This is a genomic window from Leisingera sp. ABM4_060 (assembly GCF_056158765.1).
Genome location: NZ_JBSWTX010000001.1, coordinates 2,936,567 through 2,955,455, shown reverse-complemented (window position 1 = coordinate 2,955,455; position 18,889 = coordinate 2,936,567). Strand labels below are relative to the sequence as shown.

General features: G+C 54.4%; 19 protein-coding genes and 1 pseudogene. 15 read left to right on the top strand and 5 right to left on the bottom strand.

Annotation, left to right across the window (positions count from 1 at the left end; all coding sequences use genetic code 11):
- Positions 1-567: 567 nt before the first annotated feature.
- The 6 genes and pseudogenes from ACXAEH_RS14130 (at position 568) to ACXAEH_RS14105 (ending at position 6,974) form a co-directional block, all read left to right on the top strand.
- Entirely contained in the window at positions 568-2,442 is a 1,875-nt protein-coding gene (locus tag ACXAEH_RS14130; protein WP_475033649.1) for a hypothetical protein, read from the top strand.
- Complete coding sequence (locus ACXAEH_RS14125; RefSeq protein ID WP_475033648.1) at positions 2,435-3,436, top strand: TniB family NTP-binding protein; 1,002 nt, start codon at positions 2,435-2,437, stop codon at positions 3,434-3,436. Before ACXAEH_RS14130 ends, ACXAEH_RS14125 begins: the two co-directional genes overlap by 8 nt.
- 11 nt (positions 3,437-3,447) lie before the next feature.
- Positions 3,448-5,304, top strand: coding sequence for a TniQ family protein (locus ACXAEH_RS14120; protein WP_475033647.1), 1,857 nt, complete (start codon positions 3,448-3,450; stop codon positions 5,302-5,304).
- Complete coding sequence (locus tag ACXAEH_RS14115; RefSeq protein ID WP_475030617.1) at positions 5,304-5,666, top strand: hypothetical protein; 363 nt, start codon at positions 5,304-5,306, stop codon at positions 5,664-5,666. Before ACXAEH_RS14120 ends, ACXAEH_RS14115 begins: the two co-directional genes overlap by 1 nt.
- Positions 5,667-5,876: 210 nt before the next feature.
- Positions 5,877-6,782, top strand: a pseudogene (locus ACXAEH_RS14110) (tyrosine-type recombinase/integrase); the annotation flags it as partial.
- A gap of 114 nt (positions 6,783-6,896) precedes the next feature.
- A complete protein-coding gene (locus ACXAEH_RS14105) occupies positions 6,897-6,974 on the top strand; it encodes a helix-turn-helix domain-containing protein (protein WP_475035584.1) in 78 nt (25 codons plus the stop codon).
- A 234-nt stretch (positions 6,975-7,208) separates the two neighbouring features.
- Here the strand turns inward: ACXAEH_RS14105 and ACXAEH_RS14100 are convergent, their stop codons facing one another.
- Positions 7,209-8,114, bottom strand: coding sequence for a tyrosine-type recombinase/integrase (locus ACXAEH_RS14100; RefSeq protein ID WP_475033645.1), 906 nt, complete (start codon positions 8,112-8,114; stop codon positions 7,209-7,211).
- Positions 8,115-8,167: 53 nt separating this feature from the next.
- Positions 8,168-8,515, bottom strand: a complete 348-nt coding sequence (locus ACXAEH_RS14095) for a DNA-binding domain-containing protein (protein WP_475033643.1) — start codon at positions 8,513-8,515, stop codon at positions 8,168-8,170.
- A gap of 41 nt (positions 8,516-8,556) precedes the next feature.
- Here ACXAEH_RS14095 and ACXAEH_RS14090 point away from each other — a divergent pair, with 41 nt between their 5' ends.
- The 9 genes from ACXAEH_RS14090 (at position 8,557) to ACXAEH_RS14050 (ending at position 15,792) form a co-directional block, all read left to right on the top strand.
- Positions 8,557-9,093, top strand: coding sequence for a helix-turn-helix domain-containing protein (locus tag ACXAEH_RS14090; RefSeq protein WP_475033641.1), 537 nt, complete (start codon positions 8,557-8,559; stop codon positions 9,091-9,093).
- A gap of 4 nt (positions 9,094-9,097) precedes the next feature.
- Positions 9,098-9,394 (top strand): hypothetical protein, encoded by a 297-nt coding sequence (locus ACXAEH_RS14085; RefSeq protein ID WP_475033639.1) that lies wholly within the window; start codon positions 9,098-9,100, stop codon positions 9,392-9,394.
- 79 nt (positions 9,395-9,473) lie between these two features.
- A complete protein-coding gene (locus ACXAEH_RS14080) occupies positions 9,474-10,373 on the top strand; it encodes an HNH endonuclease (RefSeq protein ID WP_475033637.1) in 900 nt (299 codons plus the stop codon).
- Between the two features lie 174 nt (positions 10,374-10,547).
- A complete protein-coding gene (locus tag ACXAEH_RS14075) occupies positions 10,548-12,821 on the top strand; it encodes a hypothetical protein (protein ID WP_475033635.1) in 2,274 nt (757 codons plus the stop codon).
- A gap of 156 nt (positions 12,822-12,977) precedes the next feature.
- On the top strand, positions 12,978-13,259 hold the full coding sequence (locus ACXAEH_RS14070) for a type II toxin-antitoxin system RelE/ParE family toxin (protein WP_072780005.1): 282 nt from the start codon (positions 12,978-12,980) through the stop codon (positions 13,257-13,259).
- A gap of 12 nt (positions 13,260-13,271) precedes the next feature.
- Entirely contained in the window at positions 13,272-13,562 is a 291-nt protein-coding gene (locus ACXAEH_RS14065; RefSeq protein WP_475033633.1) for a HigA family addiction module antitoxin, read from the top strand.
- Positions 13,563-13,776: 214 nt separating this feature from the next.
- On the top strand, positions 13,777-14,646 hold the full coding sequence (locus ACXAEH_RS14060) for a sensor histidine kinase (protein ID WP_475033631.1): 870 nt from the start codon (positions 13,777-13,779) through the stop codon (positions 14,644-14,646).
- Positions 14,643-15,077 carry a response regulator gene (locus ACXAEH_RS14055; protein ID WP_475033629.1) on the top strand — a complete coding sequence of 145 codons (435 nt, stop codon included), beginning with the start codon at positions 14,643-14,645 and terminating at the stop codon, positions 15,075-15,077. Before ACXAEH_RS14060 ends, ACXAEH_RS14055 begins: the two co-directional genes overlap by 4 nt.
- A gap of 1 nt (position 15,078) precedes the next feature.
- Entirely contained in the window at positions 15,079-15,792 is a 714-nt protein-coding gene (locus ACXAEH_RS14050) for a hypothetical protein (RefSeq protein WP_475033628.1), read from the top strand.
- Between the two features lie 126 nt (positions 15,793-15,918).
- On the opposite strand, the gene ACXAEH_RS14045 is transcribed toward ACXAEH_RS14050, so the two are convergent.
- From ACXAEH_RS14045 to ACXAEH_RS14035, 3 genes are read right to left on the bottom strand one after another with little or no spacing between them, the layout of a single operon-like run.
- Positions 15,919-17,472, bottom strand: a complete 1,554-nt coding sequence (locus ACXAEH_RS14045) for a relaxase family protein (RefSeq protein ID WP_475033627.1) — start codon at positions 17,470-17,472, stop codon at positions 15,919-15,921.
- Positions 17,466-17,939: a plasmid mobilization protein gene (locus ACXAEH_RS14040; protein WP_475033626.1), complete on the bottom strand. Its 474-nt coding sequence runs from the start codon at positions 17,937-17,939 to the stop codon at positions 17,466-17,468. Before ACXAEH_RS14040 ends, ACXAEH_RS14045 begins: the two co-directional genes overlap by 7 nt.
- Positions 17,939-18,790 carry a hypothetical protein gene (locus ACXAEH_RS14035; RefSeq protein ID WP_475033624.1) on the bottom strand — a complete coding sequence of 284 codons (852 nt, stop codon included), beginning with the start codon at positions 18,788-18,790 and terminating at the stop codon, positions 17,939-17,941. Before ACXAEH_RS14035 ends, ACXAEH_RS14040 begins: the two co-directional genes overlap by 1 nt.
- Positions 18,791-18,889 lie beyond the last annotated feature (99 nt).

Sequence of the window (18,889 nt, the reverse complement as noted above, 5' to 3'; positions counted from 1 at the left end):
CCTGCTTCCAGCCACCCAATCCGGAAGACCGATGAGAGAACTCATTCCACCACGGAGAACAGCGTCCCACTGGCCTGACTAATTCAGCGGCCTGTTAGAGCGAGTGTTGGGCACCCTCTGTGGTACGATGAAGATCGCTGATCTCGCAGCCATGACAGGCTTAGCTGGGCGGGGGTATCGAGCGGCGTTTCGAGCTGCCTTCAGCGGTCACCTCCAGGTCTTGAGCGAGGGTATCATTGGCCAGCACAGCCTCGTGAAAGCGAGGGCAGCATGACAATACCATCCATACCGATATCACGGCCAATCCTACGTTCGCTGCGCCCAGGGGCTACTGTCAGGATTGGATCGATTTACTACACACCTGAAGTCTCGGACTATAGCGGCACCACTCTCCGGCGACTCGATCAAACTGAAATTGCTGAGTTTTTCAGTTGGGAAGATGTCGCCAAACTGCGAGCAAGCGGACAGTGGCGGTATACGCCGCCCCCAGCCATGCGCACGGGCCCGGCTACCTATAATTGCGATCTTACACTCATCAAACCTAAAGAGCGGGCAAAGGTTGTTTTCATGGGACGGATTCTCTGTGCCATCCACGAACTTGAAACTGAATCCAGGCTTACGTTCACCGATAAGGGGCTTGAAGCGGCCTTGGCCGAAGTTCTTCCCAAGCTGTCAGAAGCGTTCAGAAACCAGCAGTTCCCTGATCGCGCGCCGAGATTTGGTGACCGCATCGAACTTCCTCAAGCGCCTTCGACCCGCTCTATTCGCCGGGTCTACCGCAAATTTGTCAGCGCAGGCTTTGATTTGCGCGTCTTGGTCCGCAAGAGGCATCGTGGCAAAGAGGCAAACCATTTCGAACCAGAGGTAGAAGAGCTCCTCCAACAAGGTATTCGTGAGTTCGCAAAGGAGGGTGGCAGTGACGCCCGAACCGTTGCAACGAATACCAGGCACATGCTCAAACGTGTCAGCTCAGCCAGGGTTGAAAAAGGGCTGCCAGTGTTTCCGGTCCCCAGTATCCGCACCATTGAGCGGCGCATTTCCAGCTTGGATCAGTTTGAAATGGTTGCCATGCGCGAAGGTATTGACGCCGCCCGGAGGCGGTTTGCTTCCAGCGGCATCGGCATTCAGGAAATGGCACAATTTCCTGGGGAGCGCATTGAGATTGATGAATGGGAGGTCGATCTCTGGAGCTACTTTTCGCGCATTGGTTTGATGCGTGCGCTTCCTGCTGAAATCCGTTGTAACATCCCGAAGGGCCGTCGCTATCTGTATGCGGTCATTGATAGTGCGACGCGTTGCATCTTGGCTCTGGCAGTTGTCAAAAGCCCCAGTGCAGAAGCGGCCATGAGGTCTCTCCGCATGGCGTCCGTCGATAAGACCGATTTTGCACGCGCGTTTGGGGCAAAAAGTTCTTGGTCGTTTTGTGCCGGGTTTTCGACTGTGTGCGCGGACACCGGGGCAGCGTTTGTTTCCAATGATTTTATGGCAGGGGTGAACAGTATAGGCGCGACGATGCTGTTTCCGCCGGTGAAAATCCCGGAACTCCGGGCGCATCAAGAAAGGTTCTTCGGAAATCTAAGTCAGAACCTGATGCCATACCTTTCTGGCCGCACGTTTCACAACCCGCAGGCAAGGGGCGACTATCCTACTGAGCAGCGTACCGCGCTGGATGATGAGGATCTAACGCGCGTGCTGTCGCTCTATGTCGTAGACTATTATCACAATCGTCCACATCGTGGCTTGAATGGTCAGTCGCCAGCTAATCGATGGCGGGAACTAGAGGAGCAATTCGCGGTTACAGAACCCGCCGATCTCCACACATTGCGAGCAGCGCTAGGCGTGGAATTCACACGCAAACCGTCGAAAAAGGGTGTTGAGCTGTTTTCGCATCATTATTCTTGTGGTGCTCTGCGGCAGCATTGGGCGCGTGGAAAGCGGGCTGCGCTGCGGGTAAAAGCTGACCCGGCGGACATTGGTGCGGTTTCGATTGAGATTGACGGAAGGTGGGAGACTGCTGAAGCACTTTCTGCCACGCCTTTGTATGGCATTTCTTTGAACGAATGGATCACACAGTTCCGAGAAATTAAGCAGCGCTTTTCTCATGAGGCGGAACTCACGGAATCCATTCGTGATCGGGCCATCCAAGAAATCTGTGCGACCGACAAGGCCGCACGCATCCGCTCAGCAGTTTTGCCTGGGGAGCCATCCTATAAGCAGATCAAAGCTGTCCAAGCCAATTTGTTTAATGGCACCTGTTTTCGAACTGGCCCCGCGATCCTTGAAACTCCAGCAGAAGATTTTTTCGGTCAGAAAATCACGCTTCCTGATAGTCATGCAAACTCTCCGGTGGTTTCCGAGGACGCTGTTGCCGGCGATGCGGACGAACCGGATGAATCCATTTCAGACTCCGACGGCAGTGAGTGGGGGTTCGATGATGAGTAAGGGCACCTCCTTGACGGCCGGTATCGGCGTCGATGACATCGACCGAAGACTTGCCACACTTCGCGCACGCTTTTTCGCTCACCGGAACTATCGTGAACTGCAAAGCGCTTTCACTAGATTGCTCAATCGTCGTCGTGCCGATCTGGAGCTCGGTACGCAAAAGGAAACCCCTGGTATTGCAGTGATAGGTGACTCGGGATCGGGAAAGACCACGGCAGTGAGGCGTTTGTTTGCTACTCACCCGAATTTGCAAACTTTGCAGCCGGGCGTGGAAAAAGCGGAAGCCGTCAGCTTGAGCGTTCCTTCGCCTGCCAGCGTCAAATTTGTCGGTCTCGCCTGCTTGAATGTGTTGGGATACCCTCTGCGGAGAGACCGGACTTCAGCGATCATCTGGGATTTGGTTCAGAGGAATCTACACCTGCGTCAAACTCTCGTGCTGCATTTTGATGAGGCTCAGGATTTTTGTGTTAACCAGAACCCACGCGAAATTCAGGCCGTCATTAATACGCTGAAGGCGTTGATGAACAACCCAAACTGGCCGGTCAGCACGATCTTGAGCGGCATGCCGCAGTTGTGTGACTTGATTAACAAAGACCCGCAGTTGGCTCGGCGCTTCACGCCTGTTCAGTTCACAAAGCTCGACCCTGCTCAGGACGGATCACCTATTAGGAAAATGGTGGTCAGTTACGCTGAAGCTGGCGATCTTTCAGTCGGCAGCGATTTGCAAGACGGGCAATTTGTGAGGCGGCTGATACATGCCGCAGATGGTGAGTTCGGCTTGACTGTTGAATTGCTTTTATCTGCTTTGGAAATCGCCATGCGTGCCGGGACAAATGAACTGGGTGCGTCCTGTTTTGTGCAGGCTTTTGCACAGCGGTCAGGTTGCGTTGCGGATTTCAACCCATTCCTGCGCGAAGACTATACATCCATCAATGCCCGCTTGCTGCTGCTTGGACGAGAACCTCAGGATGATGCCAAGGGGTTGGGCACATGAAGCAAAGAGCCATGACACCGCTTCAATTGACACTGCCTGCGTTCCCGTACGAGCCCGCGCTTAGCTTGGCCTCCCGCATCGCAATGAAACATGGAATTGCCCCAGTTTCTGATTTGGTGAGCGATCTCGGGGCCAACTGGACCAATATAAATCGGGGCCGCAAATCCGCAATTGAGCACTTTGCGAGAATTGTCGGAGCAGATGGATCCCAGCTCGTACGTGAAGCCTTTTTGCCTCGTCCTGAGAGGCGTTTTGAGTTTCGCGGCCACCTTCTTGATCGACCTGTAAAGAACCGGAGCTACGTGCGTCTCTGTCCGCGTTGCATCGTCAACGATTATGAACAGGGTGGGCGGCTTGCTCGCCACAGCAGGGCACACTGGCAGCTAGCTCAGTTCCGAACTTGCCCGGAACACAATGTACCAATCCTGGGTTTGCCGTCTGGATCAGCGTTGCGTTACACTGTGGATTTCGCGCAGATCATTGAAGACCAATTCCAAGTCATTCAAAGCGCGGCGGAGGGGGCCGAAACCCGTTCAGCTGACTTTGAGACATGGCTACTACGCCGGTTGGCAGGGCGACGAACCGGCCACTGGCTGGATCAGCTCGAAACCAGTGTTGTTGCGTTACTTTGTGAAAAGGCTGGCGCAGCGTTGACCTTCGGTGCTCAAGCGTCTCCTAGTCGGCTTGATGAGGGTGAACTATCAATTGCGACCGAAGCCGCGTTTCATAGTCTCTTTCGCTCGGATAAAGGATTGGAGCCTTTGCTCACCGAGATATGGGAAGAACGCGCTTCTGATCGTTCTGGCCACTACGCTGCGTTTGGAATTTTCGGGCGCTGGCTCGAAAAGGTAAAAGCGGACCTGCGCTATGAAAGTATTCTCGACGAAGCGGCCGAGTTTGTTTTCAACCATCATCCGATACCGGAAGGGGAAACTATTTATGGGCGAAACTGCAAGGAGCGCAAATTTCATACTGTAAGCAGCGCCGCAACCGAATACGGGCTAAATATCTCCCGGGCGGAGCGAATTCTGAAAAAGATGACAGGAAACAGCAGATCTCTCGCGGTCGAAGACGTAGATACGCTGCTGTCAGGGATCAGTTCGCATTTACCACGGGTACAGGCTGCTAAGCGGCTTGGTGTTTCGGGGGAGATGTTCGACCGCTTTAAGCGCATTGATTTGGTTCGCTCCGTCGTGAGAATGGAAAACGTGGCGGAAATCTTTGATGTGGGCGAGCTTGATAGCTTGCGTGAAGCTGTTTTCCGCCGGGTACAAATGCTGCAAAGCCTCCCGCCTAGATGCTCACCTATTGCCGCTGCCGCAGGTGCCGTGTCACTTCCGTCTGAGATGATCATTGAGATGCTGGCTCAGCAAAAAATCGAGTTTGTTGGCCAACTGCCTGGCAGCGAAAATATGTACGACTTGATTGTAAGTCGGGACGAACTGCGCCGCATCGTTTTTGGTCCTGAGATTTGGCCCCCAGAAGGACAACTGACGCTCTCACAAGCAAGGGCTGCCCTGAAATTGAACGCCTCAACAGTGGCGTGGCTTGTGCGCGAAGGGTATTTGTTGGGAACTCAGTGTTGGCGCCCGAGCCGCCGTCAGCATTGTCGATTGTTCGCTTTCACGGAAATTGACCGGTTCGCCGGCAAATATGTGTCGCTCGGCTCGCTGGCTGCCGAGGCAGGAATTCAAGCCAACCACGTTGCCCGCAGGTTGGAGAGGCAGGGCATCTATCCGCTTGGCTTCCCAAGCCATTTGAGCAAGATCTACCTCAGAGAAGCTGTCCACCCACCTGATCATGTTGGCAGGCCGACGCATTCTCCTTCGCGTGAACGAGATTCGTCAGTCAAAAACAGGGCAAAGTGATGAGCGAGAGATTTTGGGAAGCACTCACGGCTGGAGCGGCAGCCACTCGAAAGTTTACGGATGAGCTTTGGAAGGTTTGGAGATGGTTCGGCATCGGGATGCTTGGCCTTCACACTTATGACGCCACAGCGGATGTCAGGGCCCTAATTTTTGGGCTCGGAATGTCTGTTGTTGGGGTGGTTGCACTCGCAAGCTGGATCTTTGGCAGTATCGTCCCTGGTGTGACAAGAAAGGGAAGGGTATCTGGGGTGGCAGCCGGTGTAGCGATCTTCTTGGGGATCTTCCTTATTTCCGTTTACTTTGCCGTACAGCTCTGGGCCGTCGTAGCTCTGCTGGCACTGCCTGTATTTTCGATGCAGTAGTCTTACGCCAACGTCTAAATCGGGAAAGCACCGCTTCACCAGCGGTGCTTTTTCATTGCGACTGGTTCATTTTGTTCGGAAGCAATGGACAACATTTCTGTCAACAATGGGCAGTTGCTTGTCACGCGAGAACATGTCTATCTAATGATTTCAATACGTTGCTGAGATCGCAATGGACAACTATCGTGTCACCTGACAAAAATCAAATAGATGCCACCTAGGCGTATCAGCATTCCGCCTGGAGCGCCGGGTTTGGTGCAAAATCAGTGCAAAACTCGCCGAAAACCTACTAAACTGGGCCACAACCAACATTGCCAATGGGGTGGCGGGTTTGGCGTCTGTTCAAAGTGCCAAAGGTGTTCATTGGCGGACCCAGGTTCGCCGCGAGGCTACGAGCAGCAGTCTTCCTATTTTGACCGGAAAAGTGATGCTGAGGCTTGGGCCAGGCATATCGAGGCAGGGATTGATGCTGGCAAGGTTCCTATTGGATCAGAGGCAAAGAAACACACGTTGGCGGACGTGATCGACCGTTACGTTCTGGAAGTTTTGCCCGACAAGAAGCCGGCCAAAGATCAGAACCAGCAATTTGGTGTTTGGAAGAACTTGCTTGGAGACCTGAAGCTTTCGGAGATTACCACTGACCGGCTTCTGAAGGCGAGAATGTCTATCTCGGAACATCGTGGTCGGCAGGGAGGCAAAGTTACGAATGCGACTGTAAATCGCTATTGGGCCAAGCTCCATCATGTACTCGAAGTGACTGTACGAGAGTATGGCTGGCTGGAACAAAATCCAATGAAGCGGATCAAGAAACTGAAGGAGACGCAGGGCAGGGTGAGATTCCTGGACGCGGCAAAGCGAGAGGCACTTCTCAACGCATGCGCCGAGAGTGAAAACCCGTTCTTAGAGACGATAGTTCTGATCGCTCTAACGACAGGTTTGCGTCGGCAGGAGATCCTTGGGCTGGACTGGAGCAGGGTGAACCTTGAGACAGGCCAAGTCATTGTAGAAGAGACGAAGAACGGAATGTGCCGTTCAACTGACTTGCTTGCCCCCGTTCTTTCGCGGTTGAAGCATCTCTTTGAACAAAACGGCGAGAGATCGGATTTTCTGTTCCCTGGCCGAACAGGTTTGCGCCCCATCGACATAAAGTCGGCATTCCGGCTTGGTGCTCCTTCAGGATGCCAATGATCTGTTCTTCGCTGAAACGGCTTCTCCGCATCGTCTGCCTCCTTGCTTGACGGGAACACGAAACGCCAGATTGCCCAGCTCCTAGGTATCTCAGAGCGGTCGGTCTATCGGGTCGTTTGAGGTTCATTTGGCGGGGGCCTAGCGCCCCTTCCTAGGTAGTGGACATCACGTGACGGTCAAGAAGCAAGCTGCCATCAAGTGTGTGGGGGAGGCGTGTGGGGGAGGTGTGTGGGGCGCGAAGTTTCTCCGCCCATACATTTATTTATCAATAACTTAACTGGATTGATTGTGTCTGGCGACCCCGGCAGGATTCGAACCTGCAACCTGCCCCTTAGGAGGGAACCGTTCATAGCGCTATTCCTTCTTTGATTTCTTACTCTTGGGTGTTTGTACAGCGTCCGCTTGTACGTAATTTGTACGAAAACGGGCCCTCACATCGGCCTCATCTGTCTCTGCGTGGGCGTAGATACGCATGGGCAAATTGGGGTCAGACCAGCGGCCAGCCTTGGCCGCAGTGACTGGATCGACCCCCTGTCGCACAACCAATTCTGTAAAGAACCCGTGCCGCCCTGCTGGGTGCGCTGAGAGGTACGGGATGCCTGCACTCTTGCAGATCGTCTTCCAGCGCGTGTTGTAACCTGTGGAGCTACCATAGCCGAACACACGCGGCTTCATGAACTTGCCGGTTTTGCGGTTCTTGGGGCGCTTTGGCGGCAATGCTAGGAGCTCGTCCATCATCTGAGGCGAGACAGTGATCCAGCCTTCGGGATGACCCTTCTGTGCTTTGACTCTGACTTTGTTCTCAGCGGGCCGCAGATCGTCAGGCTCAATTGAGACGGCCTGATCGATCCGCGCCGCTGTTTCGAACATGAAGCGGACCAAAGCGGCGTTGTAGGGATCGGCGGCTCGGCAAAACGCATCGATCCATTCCTTGTCCGCTGGTTTTCGCTCCACACGACTCGGTTTATTTCGTCGTTTGTCTTGAGCGATCCGCTCAAAGTTGTCGTATGCCTTTACGCGGATCATTGGCGTATTCTTCAAATCATGGGCATTGTTGATCACCGCACAGGCGGGCGTCACAATTTCCCGCCACCATGTGTCTGTGCAAGCATCTGGCTTTAACTTTGGCCCTAGCTCCTTAAGCATCCTGCCTGAGATCGCGGACAGAGGCAGATCGCCAATCTCTTCGACGATTGGCATGAGCTGTTTTGCCGCTTTCGGGGATGCTTTGTAGATCAATATCGCGTCAGAGAAGGTCATGCGCGGTTCATCCCCGAAAACGTATCGGTGAATCTGCGCCTCTGTTTCGCGGGCTACCCAGTCCCGTGCGCCTGCTTCTGTAGATGCCTTAGTGCTTCGCCGGTATGGGCCTGCGATGCGCCTGCCGTTGTACTCGACCCAACCTTTCGCCCAGTAAACTCGGCCCCTCTTGTAGATTTCGAGCGGCATGCCTGGCCTCCTTCAAAAATCTTGTCGATCTGCGCCGGTGTGATCAGCATTGTCCGCCCAAGGCGGTAGAATGCACCAGTCTCGTTTGCTCGCTCCCGCAGGGTTCGCTCAGAAATGTCGATGCCCATATCCGCCATCAGCTCGACCCATTCGGAAGGCTTTTTCCCAAGGCCGAGGATTTGGGAGCTGTCTGATTTGTCGGTCTCTGTCATTTCAGTCGTCCTTGTCCGCTTGAGTTGAAAGTGCACGCCGCATGGAATCGCTTGTTAAGCACCATTTGACGTGGTCAGATGGAAATAACCGGAATAGTTCGTCATTTTTTGCAATGTTTGCGAAAAAATACGACATCGTCAAATGGAAACTGCGAATGGCGCGGAAAGACGCTGAATTGTTTGCTTCGATGGGCGCGCGCCTAACCATTGCGCGCAACGAAGCAGGGTTGTCTCAAGCTGCGATGGCTGAAGCGCTTGGTGTGTCACCACGGGCGTATCATAGCTACGAGAAGGGCCAGCGCGGTATTCCAGTTGAAGCGTTGGTGGCCTTTGGTGAGCAATTCGAGGTCGATGTGCCGTGGCTGCTATTAGGCACGAAGGCGATACGCGCAGGCCACGATTTCAATGCTTTGAAGGAGATCGAGACCTCGCTCGATCAGCACCTGAACGCAGAAAACATCAAAATCAAAAGTGAGAAGCGCGGGGCAATCGTCGCGCGTTGGTACCAGTCGCATGTCGAGGGTCGGGAAGTAACGGATGATGACGTTCACACTTGGATCGAACTCGTAAGGGAGTAGGCAAATGCAAAAACCAAGCAACCAATGGAAGAAACTTCGCCGCGCTGCGCTGGAACGTGCACGCCGCAATATGATCGAACCTTTGGAGGCCGTTCACCTCGCACTTCTCGGTGCTAGCGCGCTGTACTTGGCCGGATTTCTGCGGCTGAACCTATTCGGTCAGAACGGCGAATTCTCGCTGGCTTCTGGAGCCTTCATTCTCCTCGCAGCTGCTGCCGGACTACTTGTGCCTGTTCTGACAGGATCAGCATTGACCCTGCACTTCGCCGACCAACGCCTTGGAAAGCTCCTGCGTGAATGACAACACTGCAATGATGGGCTCTCGGGCCGCACAGCGACTGACGCACAATGCTCGCGCGCAGCGAAAGGGCCTTACCTGAATGGCCTTCGGAGTGTTCATTCACCGCAGTGACTCGATCTACGATGACGTTCCCTCCGAACGGTATCAGTTCCCGCGCCAATACTTGTCCCGCGCTCAACAATGCGAAGGCGACTGGGTCGTCTATCTTGAGCCGAGAAAGGTGAAAGACACAAAGGGGTACTTCGCAGTCGCAAAGGTGCAAGAGATCATCTCTGACCCTCGGAAATCTGAAATGTACTTGGCCGTGATCCAGCCTGGAACGTATCTCGATTTCGGTGATCCAGTGCCCTTCCGCGATACTGAGAATATCGTTGAGAGAGGCCTCTTGAACGATGAAGGCCGCATATCTGGCCGCGCACAAGCAGCTGTCAGAACGCTATCCAATGAAGACTTCGCCCGGATTATCGAGCGTGGGTTAGACGCTGAGGACGGCATTCTACCCCGTGTAGGAGACCTTGCGGCTGCCAAGGGCTTTCAAGATGAGCAAGCGCCCTTCGAACACATGCCAGCGCGTGAGCGCGTCAATCAGCTTACCAGCAGGGCAGTGCGGGACCGGAACTTCCGCAAGAACGTGCTGCGAGCATATGGCGAGCGCTGCGCTGTTACGGGTTTGCGATTGATCAACGGTGGTGGGCGTGCTGAAGTTGAGGCTGCGCACATTAGGCCGGTCGAGCACGAAGGACCAGACATTGTTAGTAATGGGCTCGCCTTGTCGGGAACGGCACACTGGATGTTTGATCGGGGCCTAGTAGGCATCGCAGATGACCTTTCAATAATGATTTCGCGTCAGAGCAACGACCCCGAGGCGGTGAGAGCCATGGTCAACTCTACCGGCAAGCTCCTGGTCCCTTCGCGAGATGCAAATCGCCCAAGGGCTGAATTCGTTTCTTGGCACCGGGATTTTTGCTTCAAGCAATGAACATCGGATAAGATATTTGGCACCATCTTTTGAAAATCACTGACCAGTCACCGCAGCTACGCTTTTCGTTAACAGCTTCATAGCGGGCTGCGCGATTCAACTAGACCAACCAGTTTTTGCGACGTGTCAAATTCTTGATTTCTGCCTATATATATGGTGCTGTGTCTACTTTAGATGCACCAGATGCTGGAGGTCATTGAATTGGATACGGTCGATCCGCGGGTAATTGAAATCGCCCTATCCAGAGTAGGGGGAACAGACTTCGAGAACTTCGCGCAAGGTTTTTTTGCTGCGACGTTGGGTGCTGACTATGTGCCAATGGGTGGCTTCCATGACGGTGGCGCAGATGGCGCTTTAGATGACCGTGTGTATGAAACAGTAGGCACACAGAAATTTATGCAAGCATCTATAACTGGTGAGCCCAAGGCGAAAATCCGGCAAACCGTCAGGCGGCTCCGGGAGTTTGGGCGCGATCCGCGCAGCCTGATATATGCTACCAGTCGCAAGCTGACCTTGATCGATCAGCTGCAGGAAGAATTGAGCGATGAGCTCGACTGCAGAATTGTAATTCGCGAGGCGCATTACTTCCAGCACCAGATCAATGCCACGCCTGGCGCATTGCAGTCATACAAAGCGTACGTCGCGGGTGCAGCGTCCTATTTGGGAGGTATAGGCACTGCGGACACTCTGCAGTTATCTCAGGGTCTTCCGGCAAAAACGCTGTGTGTTTTCCTCGGCCAGGAGTTGGATCGTCGCCGTGGGAAAAGTGATCTCCTTGAAGCAGTATCAGACAGCTTAATTTTGTGGTCCCTCGAAGGTACCGATCCATCAAAAGACAAGTTCCTAACCATCGAGGAAATCGAGGCAAAAGTTATCGATGCGCTCCCAACCGCGAAGACTTTCATAAAGGGAGTGCTGCAACACCGACTGGATCAGTTGGTCTCGAAAGGTGACGGCGGCCGAAAAGTCAACTTCCACAGAAAGAACAAGGGCTACTGTCTGCCTTACGAGACGCGCAAGAAGATTACCGAAGAAAACGTGGACGACGAAGCTCTCAAGCTTGAGGTGAGTGAGGTCTTTCGCAACCGGGCTTCGACAGATGTATCCACCGCAAGCGACAACTCTTCATTGATCGAATTGGCAGTCGAAACCTGCCATGACGTGATCCACCGTTCGTTTCACGCGCAAGGCCTTGAGATGGCGATGTTCTTAGAGAGCGAAGATGGAAGCGACAGCGATCTCCCGTCCATTAATGACACATTGGATCAGGCTATCTCCGACCGAGGAATGTCGGGCGCTGACGCGGGATTGTTGGCACAGCTGTGTTTGTCGATCTTGCGGGGAACGTACTACAATAGTTCAAAGGTCGAGCGCCGATACCTCCGGAAACTATCGCGAACGTATGTGTTGCTTTTCATGCTCAAAAATGAGCCGCGTGTGGTCGAGTATTTCCGAAGCATGAGCTCCAACTTCAATTTGTATGTTGGGGCCGATCTGGTGGTTCGATCTCTTTCCGAGCACATGTTGCCGAAAGATGATCAGATGACAAAGAACGCGCTGCGGCTACTCAAAGCAGCCGGGTCAAAACTGATTCTGACCGACAAGACTCTGGACGAAGTCTGGCATCACCTAAGAACGTCCCACCTTGAGTTTGTGAATAACTATCAAGATGTCCAAAATTATATGACTTTCGAATTGGCAAAGCAGATTGATCGCATTCTGATCCGCGCCTTTTTCTACGCTAAACTTGAAAGGTCCGCGCAGAAGAAGGGCCCGCTTACTTGGGGCAACTACCTGGGTCAATTCATCTCCGTGGCCGAGATTGCAAGAGACGCCGGAAGAGATGAGCTGCGGGAGTATCTTGTGAACGAATTCGGGTTCAAGTTTGAGACTGAAGACGAAATGCTCAAGGGTATCGAAGAAGAGAAACTTGAAGCGCTGACACAAAAGATTAAGGGGAGCCGGAACAACTTTAATCGAGACAGTGCAAGCGAAGAAATTCTCTGCCGCAACGCGGCTCTTACCATTCTTCGGGTCTATCAGGTCAGAAAGTCACAAAGTGAGCGAAGCGGTGGAAATCCATATGGGTTCAAAACCTGGTGGCTCACTCAGCAAACTCGTGTTCAAGGTGCAACTGGTCAATTAGTCGCCGAGAACGGTACTAGGTACATGATGCGCCCTGAATTCGTTCTTCACTTTCTTGCATCCGTCCCCTCTGCAAAGGCGGTTCAGGACAGTTTTGAGAGCATTTTTCCAACAATCCTCGGTGTTAAACTTGGCAACCGCATGGACGAAACCGCGTTTAAGAAGATCATTTCGAAGGCTCGGGAAGTGCACGAGAACATTGATAAATCACGCGCCAAGGTTCTTCTTGCGAAAGCATCTTCGCAGCTACAATCGGACTTCATCAAGAGATATGAGGACGCATCGTTCTTCCAAAAGGTGTAAAGATCACCAGCTATCCGGGGTGGCCCACATAACCGGCACTTTTCCGTTGAAGAAGTGCCAACAGAGACGTTGCTGGATAGCTGCTTCGCTGAGCGGAGCAGGAGTGAAAATGTATCACATATTGACACTTGTATCACTTAGTGATACACGCCGACTATGATCCAAAGCACCAAGGGCAAACTCGCCGCCAACGCTGTGAAGGGCAAGTACGGCAAAGGCTTCCCGGGTGACTTGGTGAAGCGCACGCGGGCGATGCTTTCGGCGCTAGACGCTGCAGTCGTTGTCGAGGATTTGCGGTTCCCGCCCGGCAACCACCTGGAAGAACTGAAGGGGGATCGGGCCGGGCAACACTCCGTGCGGATTAACGGGCAATGGCGCATCTGCTTTGTCTGGACGCCGAACGGCCCCGCCGATGTCGAAATTGTGGACTACCATTGAGAGGATACGCTGATGAGCATGCTTGAAGACCCGATGCACCCCGGTGAAGTCCTGAAGGAGCTTTACCTCGACCCCCTTGAGATGGGGGCCATCGCGTTTGCGCGGCGTCTGGGTGTTCCTCGGACGAGGATCGAGCGGTTGATCAAGGGCACGACCGGGATCACGCCTGATACGGCGTTGCGCCTCGCGCGTGTGTTCAACACGACCCCGGCTTACTGGGTGAACTTGCAGACGAACTACGACATGGTGCAGGCGGTCAAGGAGATTGACGTGTCTGACATTGAGCCGCTTGTGGCAGCGTAACTTAGTAGATGGGACTTTGCACAGCGCAGAATTGGGCCGGGGCGAAAGCGAAGGACTAGGGCCTACTTGATCGTCCGAAACTGCAGAGCAATACGAGTGGGTATCGCCAATCATTCAGAGTTTTCACGATGGCACATCGGGATTGCATCCCTGTTCCAACTCTGCATTAGTCTGACAGCCAAGTGCGCCCTCCGAATAGCTTAGGGAATAACTGTTGTTAGGAAGCGAACAGATCGAGTTTTCAAAGAGAGACTATGAGCTTCTGGCGCAGCGAGTTCAAATCCTTGGGCATGAACTGCAGATGCCTCTTGTATTAATTTACGAAACAGCGCTTCGACAGCTGGAAGTACTGCAACGTGTTCGTTCAATGCCTGTCCGCATGCAACAACGAGAACTTCAAGACATTCTGGATTCTGCCGAATACGTAATGACAATGTCTGAATCCCTCGCCTACATGCAGAATGTAGAACCAATTCCTGCAGCTGAGCGATACAAACCCGAACTGGTCAATCTGAGAGACCTAGCGCGTCGCGCAAAGCAGATTTGTTCAATTCAAGCAAAAAAGTACGGCCTTAACGCAAGCAATATTTCTATTTCAGAGGAGTTACCTTCTCTATTCATGGATAGTGGGGCCTTAATGCAAGTTATGGTAAACCTTCTGACCAATGCGATTAAGTACCACGATCCAAGCTGTCAGCAGGAGTTTTCTGTCAGTGTATGGGCGGAAAAAGTATCCGTTGACGAAGCCAAACGGTTGCCAATTTCGAGCGAAATCGACGCCAAGCTGCACTACACTGGGGTCAAGTTTCTTGTTTCAGACAATGGTGTTGGCGTTTCAGAACTGGAAAGCGAGAGTATTTTTCAACCGGGGTATCGTGGCAAGTCAGAAAAGTCGGTCGGAGCGTTTGGCGTAGGCTTGGGCCTGTCAATAGTAAGGCAAATACTTAATGATCACCAGGCTGAGATCTGGATTGAGTCGCATGCCAAACCTACTGTTTTTGCAATGTTTTTTCCTGATGCGTTGTTAGAAGGGACATACACCGAAGCCAAGTTTTGGACCTCAAAAGAGAAAGCCACACAATGAGTAACAAAAGGTTCTTACTTTGGATCGACGACGATCATCAACTGCTAGACCATGCAGTGTCCAGATTAAGGGAAAATGGAATAGCTGTACAAGTCGAGCCCAGTGTCGACAAAGCCATTGAGGTCATCAAGGAAGAAAAATCCAATATTATCGGTGTACTAGTAGATCTGATGATGGATCCCGGTTTAACCTTAGAAAAATACCCGACCGAGGGAGGTTTTGAAACCGGCTACCGCCTGGTCGACTACTTGAATGATAACGGTTTGTTGGAAGACCTAAAGGTAAGGATTTTCACAAATGCTCAGACTTCATCGCGAGGATACTCTCCTAGCGGATCAGAGGCTAACATTCCAATAGAGCGAAAAGCGCGTTTCAGAGGCACTAAACTCGTCGAATTCGTGAAAGAAGAATTCACGCAAAAGGGTGAGTGAAATGTCCAAGAAGAAACTGCGTGGCTGGCAAGTTCCCGTACTATGGCTTTTGGCGGTTGCCGCTCTGTTGATGTCAAGTGCAGCAGTGAGTTTACAGATACGTGGCAGTGCTGCGTTGTCTGTGCAGCCTGGTGACCTGTTGAATTTTCTTGGTTTTTCTATTGGTGCTGTAGCTCTGGTTGCTACGGTTGGGTTTTTGGTTCTAGCTTTCCCAATCTGGAGTGAGATGAGCGAAATCGCAGAGGAAAGGAAGGAGATTTCGCGAGCGAAGGAGGAAACAGAAAAGATACAAATCGATATCCGGCGAACGCTTGATGACCTAAACGCCCCATATAGCCGCTTCACAGATTTGTATCAATCACTGCAGCTCTTTAGTTTGGTTATTAGATACATCGGCATGCCCGCTGCAGATACAACGAGCGACGAGAGCTTAGAAAGTGAGAGCGAACGTATTGAACGCCACGTGAGCATTGTGCGTCACTTAATGGCTGCGATGTCTGTTGATCCTGAACGTGATACGGCAGTCTATCTTTCTTTGGTTAGGGATGCCGTTGGCCACTTGCAAGCATCTGACGACGAGACGTTTTTTGAATTCATTGAAACCAGAATTTCAGCTGTACGTCCCCGAGAAGCTAAACTTCAAGAAATGAAACAGAAGACTCGGCAACGTTTCGATATCGTTCGCGGCAACGCAGCAGAATTACGTCAAACTTAGTTTCCGGCATGGATGGGTTTGCGAAATTCGGAGTCGTCTGAATGAAAGCCGATCTGCACCATCTCCAGCTTTCCCACGGTAGTCAAACACGGCTTCAACAGACTACAGTCCTGTGGCCTTACACCTTCAATGCGTCAACCCCCGCTCCGCATGCGCCTCCTGGCTGTCTAGCTGTCCCTCAATCTCTCGGCGGCGGCCTTCGCTAAGGTCAAGCTCTGCTGCAAGTTCTCGTTCAGCGTCTTGTAGCTCGCCTCGTCGTTCAGCAATCCGTTCAAGGCCTTCATGGATGCGGCTTGAGACCGAATGAGCAAGGCCACGCAGTCTTTCAAGCCAGCCAGTTCCTTCTCGATCCTGCCGGTCGAGCGTGTCTCCAAGGCGGTCAAATCCCTCGCGGATGCCTCTGAGGCCGTCACCAACCGCTCGACGCAGGCGAGCAAGTCGCGTTCCAAGGCTGTCAGTTGGGTCATCTAGTCCTCCTCGATCCGAATACAGGTGACGTGGCGCTCGCCCATCGTGCAGGTCCTGAGCCGCGTCTTCGACGGGTCCAGGATTAGCCAGGTCCCCTCGGGTCGTTCGATCCGTGTAAGGCCCATCTCCGTCAGCTCCGAGCGGCTCAGATGCGCCGTCCAGAAGAAGCTCGCGGCCATCATCAAGGCGATCCCCGTCAGCACCATCGCCGCGATTAGCCAGGGCGAGATCGTCAGCCAGAGACGGATCGACCTCAGCCGCGTCTCGAACAAGCTCGCGGTCTCGGTCTGAAAGCGGCGCGTATCGCTCGCGATGGTATGCTGCGCGGCGCCCACAATGTTCTTCAAATCGATCCTGAAGCTCTTGAGCTGGGACGAGATCGAGGCGACGTGTTCGGCCCGCATCGTGTCGAGCTCCGCGTTCAGCTTCTCGCTCAGCCGGGTCGGCTTGCCAGTCTTCATGGAAAATTTCTCCTTTCAGCCGCCAGCGCTCGCCCGTGTCGGGGTCGCGGGCGGTGATGTAGGCCTTGCCGGTGCGCGGCAGGTCGAAGCCCGCTTCGGTGAGGGCGTCGATCATGGTTGCGCGGTCTGAGATCAGACCAATGTCGATCTGGTCCTGTATCCACGCATGGAGCTCGTCACGGCCCTGCGCGCGGGTTGGGGCCTCGACGGTGTTTCGGACCTCCTGCGCCCGTTCCACATCCATCGGGTCGGCCCAGCCATGGCGCTGGTTCATCACGTCCCGCAGGCTGTCATAGGCGTCCTGGTAGCCCGGTGGTGCGATGTTGAGGCTCTTGCCCGTCGTCAGTTCCAGGCGCGGCGTGCAGAAGTGCAGCTCGACCCGGCCTTCGTGGCGATGGCGGACCCAGAGCACCTCATACTGCTCAGGGTCCAGCCCCGCGAAGACCAGCCGCTCGAACCCATCCATGACCTCGGCTTGCTGATCTTCGGTCGGGTTATCGCTGTCGGCAAAGCTGATCACGCCCGCGCGGTAGGTCCACTGGTGGCGGCTCGCGTCGATCAGGGCCTCGGTGCGCTCCGGATTGCCGCGCAGAACCTCGGGCAGTGGATCGCGCATGACAGTCTTGGGCTGGCCATCGGCATCGCGGATCAGGTCGCGGTTGCCGTCATAGGCCAAGACGCGCTCGGCCACGAGATAGTGGACCGGCCCCGCGCCCGCGCCTTTGCCGTTGGGGAAGAACTTGATCAGCACTGCCGCGCCTCATCGAGGAGTGCTGCGAGCTGGCGTTCGATCACCAAGAGGCGGCGCGCGACCGTCAGCGTGTCGAGGTCGGTGCGCCCGACCATCATGGCGTGGTTCAGCCAGCGGGCGATCTGGTTGAGGTTGCCACCGATGCGCCCGACGGCCAGCACCAGCGCTGGATCGACGCGTGGGATAGGCTTGCGTCGACGGGCCTCGGTCAGGCCAAGCGCCTCGCGCAAAAGCGTCGAGGCAGGCAGGCCAGCCGCCGCGGCCTTGGCGCGCAGCTGGGCCTTCTCGGACGCGGTACAGCGGAAGACGAAGGTCTCGGTCAGCGGCTCTTCGGCGGGGGCTTTGCCCGCGCCGGTGGGGTTCGAAGGGGAGGCGTGCCGCCCCTCGCAAGGTCCCGTGTCTTCGGCGCAGCCGTATGACATGGGTCGCCTTGCTGTTTGCGCTTCGGTGGAATCGGAGATGCTCATCATCTGAGGCCCGCCGCCTGGATTTGCGCCTGCGTGACCAGCTCTGCGGCCAAGAGCGCATCGATCTGGCCGGGTGTGATATGGCGGCAGAGAGGGTGCTTGTCGGTAACCCAAATCGCCAAGCCCGCCAGCATCTCGTCTTCCTTGGCTTTTGACTCTTCTCGGTTCTTGGCGATGTCCTCGACGTAGCTCCGCCATCGTTCCGACTTGAACCAGTTGTCCGAGAAACAGACCTTCGACCGTGTGAAACCCGCGCTTTCGGTTGCGTAGGCCTTCACGGCTTGCAGCAGGACCTCGGCCTCCGTCCCAGCATTCAGGATGTCCCTGATCCGACCCAGGCACTCAGCCTTCCCGCGCAAACGGTCGGGCGGATAGGCAGCCAACACCTTCTCAGCTTCTTCCTCCTCTGCTGCCACGCGCTCGCGCGTAGGTGGTTTATGGATGGTTTTAGGATGGTTTGGGGGCCGTGGTGGCCCCGGTACCCCGGCCACTGTGGCCCCCGTTCCGGGTCCAGTCTGGACGGGGTCCACAGTGGCCCCCGTCTCGATATCGGGTTCTGCGGTCAGTTCCAAAGCCTCGATCCGGGTCAGATCGATCCGATAGACGACAGTGAAACCGTTCTTGCACCCCCGCGCGCCGGTCTCGACCAGGATGCCTTCCTTCAGGAATTCCCGGATCGTGCGTTTGACGGTTGTCTCACCGAGCTCGGTGTGCCGCTGGATCGTCCCCTTCGAACACCAGATGCCCGAGCCGTCATCCGAGGCCTTGTCCGCCAGAAACATGATGATCTGCTTGCGCGTCGCACTCCCGAATTTGCGCTCAGCACAAGCGTTTGCCACCCGCCAGCTCATCGGATCGCCCCAAAAGCCGCACGGACGTGCGAATTTTGTACAGGTTTTGTACGAGATTTCGGTCGTTTTCGGAGAATTCGGCGGAAAACGAAACGGGCG

Bases quoted from the DNA above. Each gene is read 5' to 3' on its own strand.
- ACXAEH_RS14090 (WP_475033641.1), top strand. From the start codon at position 8,557: ATGGAATCGCTTGTTAAGCACCATTTGACGTGGTCAGATGGAAATAAC.
- ACXAEH_RS14095 (WP_475033643.1), bottom strand. From the start codon at position 8,515: ATGACAGAGACCGACAAATCAGACAGCTCCCAAATCCTCGGCCTTGGG.
- ACXAEH_RS14055 (WP_475033629.1), top strand. From the start codon at position 14,643: ATGAGTAACAAAAGGTTCTTACTTTGGATCGACGACGATCATCAACTG.
- ACXAEH_RS14125 (WP_475033648.1), top strand. From the start codon at position 2,435: ATGAGTAAGGGCACCTCCTTGACGGCCGGTATCGGCGTCGATGACATC.
- ACXAEH_RS14065 (WP_475033633.1), top strand. From the start codon at position 13,272: ATGAGCATGCTTGAAGACCCGATGCACCCCGGTGAAGTCCTGAAGGAG.
- ACXAEH_RS14050 (WP_475033628.1), top strand. From the start codon at position 15,079: ATGTCCAAGAAGAAACTGCGTGGCTGGCAAGTTCCCGTACTATGGCTT.
- ACXAEH_RS14070 (WP_072780005.1), top strand. From the start codon at position 12,978: ATGATCCAAAGCACCAAGGGCAAACTCGCCGCCAACGCTGTGAAGGGC.
- ACXAEH_RS14115 (WP_475030617.1), top strand. From the start codon at position 5,304: ATGAGCGAGAGATTTTGGGAAGCACTCACGGCTGGAGCGGCAGCCACT.
- ACXAEH_RS14035 (WP_475033624.1), bottom strand. From the start codon at position 18,790: ATGAGCTGGCGGGTGGCAAACGCTTGTGCTGAGCGCAAATTCGGGAGT.
- ACXAEH_RS14100 (WP_475033645.1), bottom strand. From the start codon at position 8,114: ATGACCTTCTCTGACGCGATATTGATCTACAAAGCATCCCCGAAAGCG.
- ACXAEH_RS14130 (WP_475033649.1), top strand. From the start codon at position 568: ATGGGACGGATTCTCTGTGCCATCCACGAACTTGAAACTGAATCCAGG.
- ACXAEH_RS14040 (WP_475033626.1), bottom strand. From the start codon at position 17,939: ATGAGCATCTCCGATTCCACCGAAGCGCAAACAGCAAGGCGACCCATG.
- ACXAEH_RS14080 (WP_475033637.1), top strand. From the start codon at position 9,474: ATGGCCTTCGGAGTGTTCATTCACCGCAGTGACTCGATCTACGATGAC.
- ACXAEH_RS14075 (WP_475033635.1), top strand. From the start codon at position 10,548: ATGCACCAGATGCTGGAGGTCATTGAATTGGATACGGTCGATCCGCGG.
- ACXAEH_RS14120 (WP_475033647.1), top strand. From the start codon at position 3,448: ATGACACCGCTTCAATTGACACTGCCTGCGTTCCCGTACGAGCCCGCG.
- ACXAEH_RS14085 (WP_475033639.1), top strand. From the start codon at position 9,098: ATGCAAAAACCAAGCAACCAATGGAAGAAACTTCGCCGCGCTGCGCTG.